At 62.9% G+C, this 15,504-nt stretch carries 13 protein-coding genes; 2 read left to right on the top strand and 11 right to left on the bottom strand.

Features of this window, described 5'->3' with window-relative positions; all coding sequences use genetic code 11:
* Positions 1-57: 57 nt before the first annotated feature.
* Entirely contained in the window at positions 58-2,157 is a 2,100-nt protein-coding gene (uvrB, locus tag ACNQOP_RS01040) for an excinuclease ABC subunit UvrB (RefSeq protein WP_257368157.1), read from the bottom strand.
* Between the two features lie 29 nt (positions 2,158-2,186).
* Entirely contained in the window at positions 2,187-3,425 is a 1,239-nt protein-coding gene (gene coaE / locus ACNQOP_RS01035; protein WP_257368158.1) for a dephospho-CoA kinase, read from the bottom strand.
* Between the two features lie 22 nt (positions 3,426-3,447).
* On the opposite strand from coaE, the gene ACNQOP_RS01030 reads away from it, so the two are divergent.
* Complete coding sequence (locus ACNQOP_RS01030; protein ID WP_416403043.1) at positions 3,448-4,137, top strand: IMPACT family protein; 690 nt, start codon at positions 3,448-3,450, stop codon at positions 4,135-4,137.
* A 100-nt stretch (positions 4,138-4,237) separates the two neighbouring features.
* On the opposite strand, the gene rpsA is transcribed toward ACNQOP_RS01030, so the two are convergent.
* The 4 genes from rpsA to polA form a co-directional block, all read right to left on the bottom strand.
* Complete coding sequence (gene rpsA / locus ACNQOP_RS01025; RefSeq protein ID WP_090821282.1) at positions 4,238-5,713, bottom strand: 30S ribosomal protein S1; 1,476 nt, start codon at positions 5,711-5,713, stop codon at positions 4,238-4,240.
* A gap of 184 nt (positions 5,714-5,897) precedes the next feature.
* Positions 5,898-6,842 carry a polysaccharide deacetylase family protein gene (locus ACNQOP_RS01020; protein ID WP_416403042.1) on the bottom strand — a complete coding sequence of 315 codons (945 nt, stop codon included), beginning with the start codon at positions 6,840-6,842 and terminating at the stop codon, positions 5,898-5,900.
* Between the two features lie 53 nt (positions 6,843-6,895).
* Positions 6,896-8,209, bottom strand: a complete 1,314-nt coding sequence (locus ACNQOP_RS01015) for a GNAT family N-acetyltransferase (RefSeq protein ID WP_416403041.1) — start codon at positions 8,207-8,209, stop codon at positions 6,896-6,898.
* An 84-nt stretch (positions 8,210-8,293) separates the two neighbouring features.
* Entirely contained in the window at positions 8,294-11,086 is a 2,793-nt protein-coding gene (gene polA, locus ACNQOP_RS01010; protein WP_416403040.1) for a DNA polymerase I, read from the bottom strand.
* Between polA and ACNQOP_RS01005 the strand changes: the two genes are divergently transcribed.
* Positions 11,085-11,549 (top strand): hotdog fold thioesterase, encoded by a 465-nt coding sequence (locus ACNQOP_RS01005; RefSeq protein WP_211712601.1) that lies wholly within the window; start codon positions 11,085-11,087, stop codon positions 11,547-11,549. The two genes, polA and ACNQOP_RS01005, sit on opposite strands and share 2 nt — an antisense overlap.
* On the opposite strand, the gene ACNQOP_RS01000 is transcribed toward ACNQOP_RS01005, so the two are convergent.
* The 5 genes from ACNQOP_RS01000 to ACNQOP_RS00980 form a co-directional block, all read right to left on the bottom strand.
* Positions 11,546-12,103 (bottom strand): dihydrofolate reductase family protein, encoded by a 558-nt coding sequence (locus ACNQOP_RS01000; protein ID WP_416403039.1) that lies wholly within the window; start codon positions 12,101-12,103, stop codon positions 11,546-11,548. The two genes, ACNQOP_RS01005 and ACNQOP_RS01000, sit on opposite strands and share 4 nt — an antisense overlap.
* 48 nt (positions 12,104-12,151) lie before the next feature.
* Positions 12,152-13,210, bottom strand: coding sequence for a hypothetical protein (locus ACNQOP_RS00995; protein WP_416403038.1), 1,059 nt, complete (start codon positions 13,208-13,210; stop codon positions 12,152-12,154).
* A gap of 96 nt (positions 13,211-13,306) precedes the next feature.
* Positions 13,307-13,528 (bottom strand): hypothetical protein, encoded by a 222-nt coding sequence (locus ACNQOP_RS00990; RefSeq protein ID WP_235521704.1) that lies wholly within the window; start codon positions 13,526-13,528, stop codon positions 13,307-13,309.
* Positions 13,525-14,730: an inorganic phosphate transporter gene (locus ACNQOP_RS00985; RefSeq protein WP_235521703.1), complete on the bottom strand. Its 1,206-nt coding sequence runs from the start codon at positions 14,728-14,730 to the stop codon at positions 13,525-13,527. Before ACNQOP_RS00985 ends, ACNQOP_RS00990 begins: the two co-directional genes overlap by 4 nt.
* A 179-nt stretch (positions 14,731-14,909) precedes the next feature.
* The gene (locus ACNQOP_RS00980) at positions 14,910-15,428 is read right to left on the bottom strand and encodes an HAD domain-containing protein (RefSeq protein WP_416403037.1); all 519 of its coding nucleotides are present in this window, start codon (positions 15,426-15,428) and stop codon (positions 14,910-14,912) included.
* Positions 15,429-15,504 lie beyond the last annotated feature (76 nt).

Here is a 15,504-nt window from a genome sequence, read left to right as displayed (position 1 = left end):
TTGCGTGCTGACGGACTTAGCGCTTGGGATACTCCCCTACGTTCTTCCAACCTTACCTTAGGCGTGGCCCGCGGTCTGCATCTGCCTTAGTTCGCGCTTCAACTCCTTGACCTCATCACGGATCCGGGCAGCCACTTCGAACTGCAACTCGGCCGCCGCCCCGTGCATCTGCTCCGTGAGTTGCTCAATGAGTCCCACAAGGTCCTCAGCGGGAGCTGCAGCGAGCCCGTCCTGCCGGACCGTCGCGGCACCCTTCGCGGCTGACTTACCCCGCTTGGCACCCTTGGCCAGCCGGTTGTTGTTCAGCAGCTCCTGGGTGTCGGCGTCCTCCTTGGCCAGCTGGTCGGTGATATCGGCGATCTTCTTGCGCAGCGGCTGGGGGTCGATGCCATGGTCGGTGTTGTACTGGACCTGGATGGCACGGCGACGGTTGGTCTCCTCAATGGCGTGGGCCATGGAGTCCGTGATCTTGTCGGCGTACATGTGCACCTGGCCCGAAACGTTGCGTGCAGCACGGCCGATGGTCTGGATCAGGGACGTCGAGGAACGCAGGAAGCCCTCCTTGTCCGCGTCAAGGATGCTGACGAGGGAGACTTCGGGCAGGTCGAGGCCTTCACGGAGCAGGTTGATGCCCACCAGGACATCGAAGACGCCCATGCGGAGCTCGCGGAGCAACTCGACGCGCCGCAGGGTGTCGACGTCGGAGTGGAGGTATTCCACTTTGACGCCGTGGCCCACCAGGTAGTCGGTGAGGTCTTCCGCCATCCTCTTTGTCAGGGTGGTGACAAGGACGCGTTCGTTCTTTTCGGTCCGTGTCCTGATCTCCCCCAAAAGGTCGTCAATCTGGCCCTTGGTGGGCTTGACCACGACCTCGGGATCGATGAGGCCCGTGGGACGAATGATCTGCTGGACATAGCCATCGGCCTTGCCCAGCTCATATTTGCCAGGGGTGGCGGAGAGGTAGACGGTCTGGCCGATCCGTTCCAGGAACTCATCCCATTTCAGGGGCCTGTTGTCCATGGCGGAGGGCAGCCGGAACCCGAAGTCCACCAGGTTTCGCTTGCGGGACATGTCGCCCTCGTACATGGCACCGATCTGGGGAATGGTGACGTGCGACTCGTCGACGACCAGGAGGAAGTCGTCGGGGAAGTAATCCAGCAGGCAGTGGGGTGCCGTCCCGGGGGCGCGGCCGTCAATGTGTACCGAATAGTTCTCGATGCCGTTGCAGAAGCCCATCTGCTGCATCATCTCAAGGTCGTACGTGGTGCGCATCCGAAGCCGTTGTGCTTCCACCAGCTTGTTCTGCCCCTCGAGCACTTTCAAGCGGTCGGCAAGTTCGTCCTCAATCCGCTTGATGGCACGTGCCATCCGTTCCGGTCCGGCCACATAGTGGGAGGCCGGGAACACGTACATTTCTTCTTCCTCCCGGAGGACTTCTCCGGTCAGCGGATGCAGGGTCTGGATATTCTCGATTTCATCGCCAAAGAATTCGATCCTGATGGCCAGTTCTTCATACATCGGGATGATCTCCACGGTGTCGCCGCGGACCCGGAACGTTCCCCGGTGGAAGTCCATGTCGTTGCGGGTGTACTGCATGGAAACGAACCTGCGCAGCAGGTGGTCCCGGTTCATCTCCGCTCCCTTGCGGAGGGTGACCATTCCGGCAATGTATTCTTCCGGCGTGCCCAGGCCGTAGATGCAGGACACCGTTGCCACCACGATGACGTCGCGGCGGGTGAGCAGCGCGTTGGTGGCGGAGTGGCGCAGCCTCTCGACTTCCTCGTTAATGGAGGAGTCCTTCTCGATGAAGGTGTCCGTCTGCGCTACATATGCTTCCGGCTGGTAGTAGTCGTAGTAGGAGACGAAGTACTCCACCGCGTTGTTGGGCAGCAGTTCGCGGAATTCGTTGGCCAACTGCGCAGCGAGGGTTTTGTTCTGGACCATCACCAGTGTGGGTCGCTGGACCTGCTCGATGAGCCACGCCGTCGTTGCGCTTTTGCCTGTACCTGTGGCGCCGAGGAGGACGACGTCTTTTTCGCCGTTGTTGATGCGTTCTGTCAGCTCAGCAATGGCGGTCGGCTGGTCGCCGGCGGGTTTGAACTCGCTGATCACTTCGAACGGTGCGACGACACGGTTGATTTCCTGGGCAAGGCTCATGAATCAAATCTACCCCCGTCCGAGGACAGCTACTGTCCGCGTTTGCCATCAGCGGAAGAGGAATACGACGGCGGCAGCCAGCCTGTGCGGGCAGCCCACTCATCCATGAGCGGCCACGCCACAGCGGCGAACCACGGTTCCTTGGCGTTCGCGTAGGCAGCGGTGTCCAGGTCTTCGGAGTGGTGGGCCACGAGCTCCCGCTTGTGCTCTTCGTAGAGACGCGCAGCAGAGGGTTCGGCCCGCAGCCAGTCGCGGAACTGCAGGGCATAGCGCCACCCGGCTGACCCTGCCGCCCGAACGTGGAGGTTCACCGGCCGGCCCGGGTCCGCGTTGGCATGGAACCTCTTTTCCCACTGCCGGGCATCCGGAAGGGAGGGTTTTGGCGTGTCATGGGTGATGCCTGGGACAGCGGGATAGCCGGCAGCGGCCAGCAGCGGCGCTATCCGGTCCGCCGTCCCTGGATCAGCTACCGTGACCTGGAGATCGATAACATCCTTGGCGGCCAGACCGGGCACGGACGTCGAGCCTATATGGTCAACGGCAAGGATCTCCCCCGGTGCGGATGCAGCGATGCGGGCCGCGAGCCGCCCGGCCTGCAGGCTCCACGTGGGGTCGGCGGGAACCATGACGGCCGCACCCGGCCTTGGAGCGCGTTTGCCTTGCCGCAGGTTCTCCACGAACGGCACCAGGCGTTGCTCCCAGAGGACGTCGACGCGGGCCAGCAGTTCCTCCCGCGTGCCTACGTTGGCCAGCACTGCGTCTGCGGCGGCATTGCGGGTTTCGCGCGTCGCCTGGGCAGCGATACGTGAGCGGGCATCCTCCGGTGACATGCCGCGAAACTCCACCATTCGCTGCAGGCGCACGTCGTCCGGCGCATCCACCACCAGCACCAGGTGGAAGTTACTGCCCTGCCCTGTTTCAACCAACAGCGGAATGTCCTGCACTACGATGTCACCGGCGCCGGCAGCTGCTACGACCGCCGCGGCGGCTTCACGGACCAGCGGGTGGATGATGCCGTTGAGCACTTCCCGCTGCCCGGCGTTGCGAAACACGATGGAGCCCAGCTGGGGCCGGTCCAGCCTGCCGTCCTGGTCGAGGATGCCCTGACCGAACGCCTCCACCACACGCTCCAGGCCGGGAGTGCCGGGTTCCACCACCTGCCGTGCAAGCGCGTCAGCGTCGACGAGGACAGCGCCCAGTTCCTGCAGCCGTGACGCGACCAGTGATTTTCCTGAGGCGATGCCGCCCGTCAGCCCAATCTTCAACACCACTCAACACTAGACTGAAGCGGTGGAAATTGAGGACGACAGCCGCGCAACAACCTACACAACGCTGGCCGCGGGACCTGATGTCCGCCACGAACTGGAAATCCGCCGATCCCGGTTCATTACCGTGCTGCGTCGTTCGCCTGACGAGGAGACCGCTCGTTCGCTCGTGTCGGACTTACGGCGGGAATTCCATGACGCCCGCCACCATTGCTCTGCGTTCGTCATCGGGCCGGACCGCATGGTCCAACGTTCCAGTGATGATGGTGAGCCCTCGGGAACGGCCGGCATTCCCATGCTCGAAGCCCTCATCAAACGCGAAACAGCACCGCAGGTGACCGACCTGAGCGACGTAAGTGTCGTCGTCGTGCGCTATTTCGGTGGGATCCTGCTGGGTGCGGGAGGGCTGGTGCGTGCCTATTCGGAGTCCGTCTCGTCAGCCTTGGAGTCCGCTCCCCTGGTGAACCGCCGACGGTTGCGGCTCTGTGCAGTGGAAGTCCCGCACGCAGAAGCGGGTCGCCTCGAAAATGAACTCCGGGGCGCCGGGTACGTCATGGCCGAAACCGGTTACGAGGCCAAGCGCACCATCCTCCGGCTGGCCCTCGCGGACAACCCCGCAGAGATAGCCAAGGCCCAGGGCAGGTTGGCGTCCCTGACGGCAGGGTCCGTCGAGTTGCGGCTCGAAGGAACTGAATGGATCGACATGCCCCTGTGATAAACCCGCTCCCGCCCCGATCCGACGAACGCAAAAGGACCCCTGCCCGGAGGCAGGGGTCCTTTTTGGCTATTCAGCACATCCCGTGAGGGAGGCGGAATTAGTTGCCCGTGAGCTTCTCGCGCAGAGCGGCGAGTGCTTCGTCGGACGCCAGGGTGCCGGCGTTGGACTCAGCAGCAGCCGGCTCCGAGGAGTAGCTGGTGGTGCCGGAGTCGCTCTCGCCGGACGTTGCAGCTGCAGCGTCGTCGGCAGCGTGCTGGGCAACCTGCTTCTTGTGGGCTTCCCAGCGCGTCTGGGCGTCAGCGTACTGCTGCTCCCAGGCTGCACGCTGGTTCTCGTAGCCTTCGAGCCATTCGTTCGACTCGGGGTCGAAGCCCTCGGGGTACTTGTAGTTGCCCTCTTCGTCGTACTCAGCGGCCATGCCGTACAGAGCGGGATCGAACTCGGTGCTGTCAGCGTCCACACCCTCGTTGGCCTGCTTGAGGGAGAGGGAGATGCGGCGACGCTCGAGGTCGATGTCGATGACCTTGACGAACAGTTCGTCGCCAACGGAGACAACCTGCTCGGCCAGCTCCACGTGGCGGACAGCCAGTTCGGAGATGTGCACGAGGCCTTCGATGCCGTCTTCGACGCGAACGAACGCACCGAACGGAACCAGCTTGGTGACCTTACCCGGAACAACCTGGCCGAGGGCGTGGGTGCGGGCGAAGGTCTGCCACGGATCTTCCTGCGTAGCCTTGAGCGACAGGGAGACACGCTCGCGGTCCAGATCCACTTCGAGGACCTCGACGGTGACTTCCTGGCCAACCTCGACAACCTCGGACGGGTGGTCGATGTGCTTCCAGGACAGCTCGGAAACGTGAACGAGGCCGTCTACGCCGCCAAGGTCCACGAATGCACCGAAGTTGACGATGGAGGAAACAACGCCGGGACGAACCTGGCCCTTTTCCAGCTTGTTGAGGAACGTGGAGCGAACCTCGGACTGGGTCTGCTCGAGCCATGCACGGCGGGAGAGGACAACGTTGTTGCGGTTCTTGTCCAGTTCGATGATCTTGGCTTCGATCTGCTGACCGATGTACGGAGCCAGGTCGCGGACACGACGCATTTCGACGAGGGATGCGGGCAGGAAGCCGCGCAGGCCGATGTCCAGGATGAGGCCACCCTTGACAACCTCGATGACGGTACCGGTAACGACACCGTCTTCTTCCTTGACCTTCTCGATGTCGCCCCAGGCACGCTCGTACTGAGCACGCTTCTTGGAGAGGATCAGACGGCCTTCTTTGTCTTCCTTGGTGAGGACCAAAGCTTCGACCTGATCGCCAACAGCGACAACGTCGCCGGGATCAACATCGTGCTTGATGGAAAGCTCGCGGGAAGGGATGACACCTTCGGTCTTGTAACCGATGTCGAGCAGAACTTCGTCGCGGTCGACCTTGACGACGGTACCTTCGACGAGGTCACCGTCGTTGAAGTACTTGATGGTGGCGTCGACAGCTGCGAGGAAGTCCTCAGCGGTACCGATGTCGTTAATGGCGACTACGGGGGTACCGGGCTTCTCGGTGGAGGTGATGGTCATGTAGTAGGGGCTCCGTTGTGGATAGTTAGTCGGTCAGGCGAACCGCTGCTGCCCGGGTCCGGACGGCAGAACACGGCAAATTACCGGGTCATCCTGATTTGTGGATTAATACAAAATGGATGCATGCACGTAGTACACGCCCGTTTATTCTAGTCGCATTGGCAAAGCAGGGTCAAAAGGAGTCCTACGGGGTGAGGACGTCGCTGAGCCGCCCGAACCCAATGCCCCTGTCCAGCAGCCTCGGCAGAACACGCGCATAGCCTTCCGCCGTGCCCCCGGCCGGCCTGTTGAAGTGTGAAATGACGATGTCACCGGCGGCTACCCGACCCACCTCGGCGGCGACGGTTGCCGCCGGATACGTGGCTCCGCCGTCGCCGTTTACGGAGAAGTTGACGGGCACCAGGCTCACCCGGCGCGTCATGGCGGCAGCCACGTCGTCGTAGTAGGCAGTTCCTGGGCGGAAGAAGCGTGGCCTTTTCCCGGTCAGGTCATGCAACACTTCCTGGTTACCCATGAGCTCGTCGTAAGCCGCCGAAGCGGTAGCGGTTCCGGCGATTCCGTATGCCGACTTACCATTCACGGACAAGGGAAGGTGCGCAGTTCCGTGGTTGGCCAGCTCGAACAGCGGGTCGGCGGCCAGCTCCGCAGACAGCCCCTGGTTGGCACGGATCCAGCGGCTGTTCAAGAAGAGGGTGGCGGGGATGTTGAGCCGGCGCAGCGTTTCCAGCAGCTTCTGGTCGCATGCTGCCCCTCCCGGTCCGCCGCAAGCATCAAAGGTGAGGGCAACTTGCCGCGACTGCGAGTTGTTCACCACCCCGGTCACGTGGAGGCCCCATTCCTTGGGGCGGCGTTCGGCGAACTCCGCCAGGATCTGCTGCTTGTCCGGCACCGCCGGGGCCAGGGCAGCAGCGGCCTGCTCACGGGACCTGGCAGCGATGGACGGCGGCGGAGTAGCGGGGCCTGTTGCCGGGCCTGACGCCGGAAGCGTCGCCTCTCCCGTTGCGTCGGCATCCGTGCCGGAAGCGTTTGCTGTCTCCGAGCATGCTGCCAGGGCCGCTGACGCGAAGCCCGCTATTCCGAGCAGCACTGATCGACGGCGGACCAACGGCCGCCGCGTGGAATCCCCCATGGATGTCCCCGTCTTGTTGTGGCTATCTGATGATGTTTGGTTCGGGCTAAGGCTTAGAAGTGGGTCATGCAGTGTGCGGACCGCTCAACTGCGAAGAGCTGCTGGGCTTGGAGCGCAGCGCCTGGACGCTTCTCCTTGATGCGTCCCGCGGCGGCCAACGTCACCGGCGACACGGCGCCCAAATAGATCGACGCGAGGTCCGCCACGTCCAGCCTGAGGTCGGGCGTTTCGCCCGCAGCGTCCCGCACGACGGCGGTGCTGCCGCCGTCGGACTCCACGACCCAGGCACCATCCGCCATTCCCAACGGATCTGCTACTTCCATGACCAGCCTCCCCGCTGACGCGTAGTGGCGGGCCTGCAGGGCTGCCGGAGTATCCAGGATCCGGAGCCACAGCATGTCGCGGATTTCCGAAGCATCGATGCACCTCGGATCTTCAAGGGCCCACGCCAGGGGGTCATCCACGGGAGCCTCGGCCCATGTGATCTCGTCAATGAGGTCGATGCTGCCCAGGAATCGCCAGAGATCAAGATACCCGGCGTTGGTCGCCGCCACCAGGTCAACGATTTCCATGGTGTACGGCTTGTGCTCCCACCCTTTGAAGCGGTAGGAAACGTAGCCGTCCAACGCTCCGGAAAGATCATAGTGCAGGGCGCAGCGAACGCTGGTGTCGGGCTTGCCGTCGGGGCCAATGGAGCCGGACGCGATCAGCCGGTAATACTCCTGCCGGTCCACTGAACCCGGCGATAGCCGGTGGACGCGCTCAAATACCTTCGGCGCCACGTCCAGGAGCACCGCAGGATCGGCGACCTCGATGGTGCCCTCCGATTCGCCCTTCAGGCGGAAGCGTGGCCCGGTATCAACTTTGATGCTCCGTTCGAACGTAGCCACCCCGAAGCCAAAGCGGCCATAAATGGAGCCTTCGGACGCCGTAAGGGCAGCCATGGCCAAGCCATCGTCCTTGGCAGACTCCAGGTCGGCCGTGATCATTCCGCGAAGGATTCCGTTCCTGCGGTGGGTGCCACGGACCGTCACTGACGTAACCAAATTGGTTTCCAGCTGGCGTCCGAAGCCGATGTTCAGGGACTTGCGCATCGTGGCGTATGTCGCCACGGGCACGTCGGCACCCAAGGAATGGTCCGGCACGGTCCCGTTGACGTAAACGCCGGTCAGCTGTCGCTGGTCAGTCTCGTAAGCAGCGAGCGTCTTGGCCAGGAATTCGTCATCGCGCCGTTGCTGGTGGAAGCCATGTGAGACTGCCTGCACCCACGTGGCGCATCGGCCGTAATCGGCATCTTCCGGGTTTCCTACGGCAGGAAATCGCCGGGCGGAGTATTTTTCAAGGTTTGGTTCATTGGGATCAGCCACGCTCCCGAGCCTAACCAGACGCCGGAGGGCGCGCCACCATCTCGGCGGCGCGCCCTCCGGCGATCCATTGAATGCCTGCCCGGGTTAGTGTCCGGCCTCGTACCAGCTTGAACCCACGCCGATCTGCACATCCAGCGGGACTGAAAGGTCAGCTGCCGAGCCCATCTGTTCGATGACCAGTTTCTCCACTGCCTCGCGCTCCCCTGGTGCCACCTCGAGAACCAGTTCGTCGTGGACCTGTAGCAGCAGGCGGGATTTCAGGCCCTGGGTGGCCAGCTCCGCGGAAACGCCCAACATGGCGCGCTTGATAAGGTCCGCCGCCGAGCCCTGGATGGGTGAGTTCAATGCGATGCGTTCTGCAGCCTCGCGGGCCTGCCGGTTGGTGCTGGTCAGGTCCGGCAGGTAGCGCCGGCGGCCTTCGATGGTGGCCGTGTAGCCATCCGTGCGGGCCTGGTCCACGACGCCGCGCAGGTAGTCGCGAACTCCACCGAAACGGTCGAAGTAATCCTTCATAAGGGTGCGCGCCTCATCGACGGAGATCTCCAACTGCTTTGAAAGGCCAAAGGACGTCAGGCCATACGCCAGGCCGTACGACATCGCCTTGACCTTGGAGCGCATGGCACTGGTGACCTCAGCCGGCTCAACGTTGAAGATCCGTGAGCCCACGAAGCGGTGCAGGTCCTCGCCGTCGCGGTAAGCCTGGATCAAGGCTTCGTCGCCGGACAAATGCGCCATGATGCGCATCTCGATCTGTGAGTAGTCCGCGGACAGCAAGCACTCGTAGCCCTCGCTGACGACAAAGATGCCCCGAACACGCCGTCCTTCCTCGCTGCGGACGGGGATGTTCTGCAGGTTGGGGTTGTTGGAGGAGATACGGCCGGTTGCTGCGATGTTCTGCGCATACGTGGTGTGGATGCGGCCATCGTCGGCAACGGACTTCTTGAGGGTCTCCACCATCTGGGCCAGCTTGGAGGACTCCCGGTGCGCCATGAGCTGGACCAGGAACTCGTGTCCGGTCTTCTCCAGCAGCCCCTTCAAAGACGCAGCATCCGTGGTGTAGCCGGACTTGATCTTCTTGGTCTTGGGGAGCCCAAGTTCGTCAAAGAGGACGGTCTGGAGCTGCTTCGGCGATCCGAGGTTTACCTCGTGGCCGATCGCAGCGAACGCCTGTTCCTGGGCATTGCCGATCACCTTGGTGAGGTCGGCAAGTTGCTCATCCATTCGGTCCGTGGAGACGTAGATACCCGTCAGCTCCATCTGCGCCAGGACGCGCGCGACGGGAAGTTCAAGCGTCGTCAGCAGGGCATCGGCCTTGATGTCGGCAAGTTCGGTTTCGAAGTGCTTGCTGAGTGCGTGCACGACGGCGGCATGCTGGACGAGCGCTGTTGCGGCAACTTCGTCGGTTTCCCCGGAAAGGTCCAGCTCCAGCTGGCCGGAGGGGGCTGCAGCCGCCGCGAGCGAAATTTTCAAGTGCACCTGGGCGAGCTCGGCGAGGTCGTAGCTGCGACGGTCGGGCTGGATCAGGTAACCGGAAATTGAGGTGTCATCCACCACGCCCTCAAGTCCAAGGCCCCGGTTGTGCAAGGCCTTGAGCGCCGATTTGAACTCGTGCAGCACTTTGGCTTCTTCGGGGTCCCGAAGCCAGCGAAGCAGCACGGACTCTGCCGCGGCATCCAGGTCCGCGAGTTCAATGTACGCAGCACCGTTGTTGCGGACTACTGCCAGGGCACTCGCGTCGTCGCCGATGCGCCCGGGAACCAATTGCACCGCGAGGGCTGAGCGCATGCCGGCCCCTGCGCCGAAGAACGCCTCCAGCGACTCAGCGTCCGTGATCCTGGAAAACTCCGGAGCGTCGATGGTGTCCGGTGCGGCACCGGCCGTGTCGTCGCCGTAAAGGTCGAAGAGCCGGGTGCGGAGTGTCCTGAATTCGAGCTCTTCAAAGAGCTCCTCAATGGCTTGGCGGTCAGGGCGTGGTTCGTGCAGGTCCGCCAGTGTGAGGGGCAGGTCAAGATCGGACAGCAGTTGGTTCAGCCTGCGGTTGCGCTTGACGTTCTCCAGGTTCTCCTTGAGGGCACCGCCGACCTTGCCGCCGATGGAATCGAGGTTTTCCAGGATGCCTTCAAGGCCGCCGTAAAGGTTGATCCATTTGGCAGCGGTCTTGGGGCCAACGCCCGGTACACCAGGGAGGTTGTCCGCCGATTCGCCGACCAGCGCGGCGAGGTCCGAGTAAAGGCTCGGTTTGACGAAGTACTTCTCTTCGATGGCAGCAGCGTCCATCTTGGGGATGTTGCTGACGCCCTGCTTCGGGTAGAGCACAAAAACGTTGTCGTTGATGAGCTGGAAGGCGTCCCTGTCACCGGAGACAAGGAGGACCTCGAAGCCCGCCGCGTCGCCCTGTGCTGCCAGCGTAGCCAGGACATCGTCCGCTTCATATCCGGGCATGGCAATGGTCCGGATCCCCCATGCCTCCATGACCTTGGCAATGAGTCCGATCTGGCCCGCGAACTCCGCGGGGGTGGCGTTGCGTCCGCCCTTGTATTCGCTGTACTCGGCCTTGCGGAACGTGGTGTCGTCGGAAACGTCGAAAGCCACGGCAACGTGGGTGGGCTTCTGATCCTTGATCAGGTTGATCAGCATGGACGTGAAGCCGTGTACTGCGTTGGTGTATTGCCCCCGTGCAGTGGAGAAATTCTCGGCGGGAAGGGCATAGAACGCCCTGAACGCCATGGAGTGGCCATCGAGGACCAGCAACCTTGGCCGGCCCTCCCCCGTGCTGTTGGCGGAAGGTGCGGGTGCTGTAGCGACGGCAGCAGCCTGGGCCGTTGGAACCTGGTCCGGTTTGGTTGTTTCACTCACAGGTGCCAGCCTAGTTGGCATGAAGGACAATTTCACGCCGAACCCGTTTGTCGACGAGCTGAATGAGGCCGGTGTGCCTGAAGAGTTCCATGATTGGCTGTCGGCCCACGGAGTTGGCGCCCTGGTGGTGAAACTCGGCATCCGTTTCACCGAAATGGGAGCCGAACGCATCGTGGCGACTATGCCCGTTGAGGGCAATACCCAGGTGGCCGGGATCCTCCATGGCGGGGCCCACGTGGTCCTCGCCGAGACACTGGGATCCTTCGCCGCATCACTGCATGCCGGAAGGGGCAGGCATGCAGTCGGCATCGAAGTGGGCGCCACCCATCACCGCTCGGTTGCTGCCGGCCTGGTGACGGGAACCTGCACGGCCATCCATCTGGGAGGAACCCTTGCCACACACGAGATCGTCATCACCGACGACAAGGGCCGCCGCCTCTCAACGGCCCGGATCACCAACATGATCCGGGACAACCGGCACTAGCCAGTGGTGACGGACTGCGGCATCCGGTAATGCAGTTCCGCAGCGGCGCCCCCAAGGATGCGGGACGAGACCAACTCAAGGGGCGCCGTCGGGCCTTTCAACGGCAGGAGCCGCTTGCCGGCGCCCAGCACCACCGGAATGATGGTGACGATCATTTCGTGGAGGAGTCCCGCGTCGGCAAATTGGGCCACCAAATCTCCGCCACCGACCAACCAGACGTTCCTATCGCCAGCGGCCTTGAGAAGGTCAGGGGCGAAGCTGCGAACGTCACCACGGACGAAGGTAATATCCGATCCCGCCGGCGCAACGTAGTCCTGGTGGGTGAAGACCCAGCATGGCGTTTCCGGATACGGCCAGTTGTCCGGCTCGTGCTCGATCAGCCATCGGTAGGTGTCGCCGCCCATGGCGATACAGCCCACTCCCGCCATGAAGGACACGATGCTCTCGTTCACGCCGTCCACCTGGTCGAACTGCAGGAGCCAGGCCAGGTCGTCATCAGGTGAGGCGATGAAACCGTCAACGGTTGCCGCTACGTAGTACTGGAAAAGTGACATGGCCCCAGACTAGCCAGCGGACGGACAGGTGAGTACCTGGACCTGCCCCTAAGGTGCGGCCGCGGTGGACGGTTCAGGCGACGTGGAGGGAGTAATGGAGACGTCCGGCGGCTGTGTTGCGGGAATGGTCCCGGGGGACGGCGACGGACCTCGGGTACCCGTGGACAGGCCGGAGTCCTCGTAGAAGAACGTGACAGTTCCTGCGACCTCCACCGTGTCGGTGATCGAGATCCTGACCGAGTCCCGACCCTGTGCCGGGGGCATCCGGAGGTAGACCGTTCCATAGTCGTGCCGGTCACCAACAAAGTCGACATCCGCAGGTACGCCGTCGAACAGGACCTCGCTTACATGCACGTAGTACCCGTCCAGGCGGACAATGGTGCCGCCCGTGCTGGGACCCGTTGCGCGGGTTGTGCCGGGAAGCGGGCTGAGTTCCTCGTCCACCACGGTCAACCCGACCAGCTGCCTGGGGCAGGCCTCCCCTTGCCCTGGCTGAACGTTGAAGGCCGCCTGCGGATTACTACGGTGCTGGGCAAGCAATGATGCAGCGGTAATGGCAACCCTGAATTCCAGGCACTTGCTCTGTGGAATCTGCCGAGTTGCGCCCACGGCTTTGGATGCCCGTTGCCAGTCCTGCTGGCTTCCGCTTTGCACAGCCCGGCAGACAGCCTCTCCCGCCTGCCACACAGCAGCGTCCTCAGCGCCTTCGAGGCTTTGGGCCAAGGCGTCACATTGGAATTGTTGAAGCAGGAGATATCGCTGTCCCGACACTGGGTCGTTGGGCCCAATGGGTCCGGCAGGCAACCACTGCACAACTTGCGCGTCCGCCTGCGGCCCGCCGGAGGTGGCCGGCGCGTCGGCCGGTTCCGGCGCACTGGAACTGGCCGGCGCTCCCGAGACTGCCGGATCGGTAGCTTCGCGGGGCTGGGCGGTAGTTGGAGCGGCGATGGTTGGCTGCAGTTGCTGCGAGGTGCCCTGGGTGGCTGCGCTGGAGCCTTGGTCAGGCCGGAGTCCTTCCGTGGACGGTGGAAGGCAGGCAGAGAGACCCAGCACCAGGATCGGCGCCAAGGCCAGCCCGATGACTTGGTTCCGGGATTGGCATTTCATGACAGCCCCACATCTGCCGGATCACGATCACGCAGTCACGTGCACAACTACACTGCTGATTATTCTCCCGATGGGGTGTGACTGCCAGAGCGGCCTCTATTTACCGAAGTAAGGGACGATCAGGTAGATGCCGAACAGGACGGCTATTCCGCACACGCCGAAACACACGTAGGCAAGCGAGCGGATCAATGCGGGTGACTTCTGCTGGGCGTCACCGGCGATGGCAGTCAGGCGTACCCCCAGTGAATACAGGACAACCAAGGTAACGGCAGCCACAAGGGTGACACCTGCAACCTGCAGCAATTCCAACCATTTCATCGCTGCACGTCTCCGCTCGGGGTGGTCTTTCGGTTTTTCTTCTTTTTCCTGAACTGCACTGCGTGGCCGGCCTCGTCGACTTCCACGGCGTTATGGTGGCCGACATGGGACCTACGTGAAACCACGAACATGAACACCACAGCGGACGTTCCAACCACTGCTGCGATGACAACGCCAACGACGCCGGTCCCCACCAGGAGCGCCGTCAGGGCCCCGACGATCGCCGAGGCCGGGAGGGTGAATAGCCAACCCAAAGCAATCTTGCCCGCAGTTCCCCAACGGACCGAAGTGCCTTTACGACCCAGGCCGGAACCGATGACGGAACCCGACGCAACCTGCGTGGTGGAGAGCGCGAAACCCAGGTGCGATGACGCGAGGATGGCCGAGGCCGTGCTTGTTTCAGCGGAGAATCCCTGCGCGGGCTTCACCTCGGTCAGACCGGAGCCCATGGTCCGGATGATGCGCCAGCCGCCGGCATAGGTGCCGATCGCAATGGCCAGGGCGCAGGCGGTGATGACCCAGAACTGGGGGCCGCTGCCGGGGGCCTGGGTGCCTCCAGCGATCAGGACCAGGGTGATGATGCCCATGGTCTTTTGGGCGTCGTTCGTACCGTGGGCGAGGGCCACCAGGCTGGACGTGAAGATCTGGCCCGTGCGGAACCCACCGCGTTTCTGGGTGAGTTTGTCGCCGGTCTCGGGATCGTGCCGCGACGTGAGCGCGTAGGCGAGGCGGGTACAAATGTAGGCCACGAACCCCGCGATCAGGGGTGCGATGACTGCGGGCAGAATAACCTTCTGCAGGACAGTTTCAAAGTTGATGGAGTGGAAGCCAATGCCAACCACTGCAGCGCCGATCAGGCCGCCGAAAAGGGCGTGCGAGGAACTTGAAGGCAGACCCTTGAGCCAGGTGATCATGTTCCACAGAACTGCGCCCATGAGTCCCGCGAAGATAATATCCGGCGTGATGTGGATGCCGTCCGTACCTTCCCGGATCAGGCCTCCGGAAATGGTCTTGGCCACTTCGGTGGAGAGGAACGCGCCCACAAGGTTGAGCACAGCCGCCAGGGCAACAGCCGTTTTGGGCTTGATCGCCCCCGTAGCGATGGGTGTAGCCATCGCATTGGCTGTGTCGTGAAACCCGTTGGTGAAGTCAAAAAATAGGGCCAACGCTATTACCAGCGCGACCATGAAGGTGATATCCACCTGTTGCCCAATCTGCAGAGTCGACGTTCAGCAGTTCCACTTCCCCGTACCTGCCATCCACAGCATAGTTCAGCATCTGTTCAACTGACTCGACTTGCGGGATTCATTCTGGCGGGCTTGAAACCTTAAGAATCCTACGTGGCGGTGCCCTGAGCGGACAAACGTACCCGGGGCAGGCATCAACCCAAATATGCCCGGACGGCCGCCAAATCCTTGCGCGTCAGCCCCTTCCGTGGATCCGGGGAGATGCACAGCACACGGTCCTGCTGGTACTCGGCCCAGGAACGTGCCTCGGGCTCGGCACTGAGTTGGTCATCCAGCCAGATCATCCGATCACTACCGGCCGACGCCAGATCCTTCTGGAGGGCCACCAGCTTCCACCATTCGGGGCCCTCGTCCCAGCCTTGGCTGGAGAGTACCGGCCAGTCCTCACCCCTCAATCCAATGGCAGGGCAGAGGAACTCAGGCGCCAACCGTTCCCAGGTGGTGAGCCAGACGAAGCGGGCAGCCGGGTGGCCGGAGAGGTCATTAAGCTCGGCCACGGCCTCCGGCGCGAAAGCAACTTCGAGGATGCCCGCATCGGCGAAGGTCCATTCGTTACCCCAGTCAGTGGTTCCGATGGGACTGAAGGGGTTCACCACGCCGTCGACATCCAGGTAGATCGACACCGGAGCTGTCCGCCCTTGGGTGGATTCCATGTCCACTCCCCCTTCCCCAACGGTTCAGCATCAGCCTACGGGATGGCGCAATCGTCGGTCGGGGGTTGGGGAGAAT

The organism is Arthrobacter sp. LFS091 (genome assembly GCF_047977885.1).
Lineage (GTDB): Bacteria > Actinomycetota > Actinomycetes > Actinomycetales > Micrococcaceae > Arthrobacter.
The sequence above is the reverse complement of the archived record's forward strand: the minus strand, read 5'-3'. Positions and strand labels throughout refer to the sequence as shown.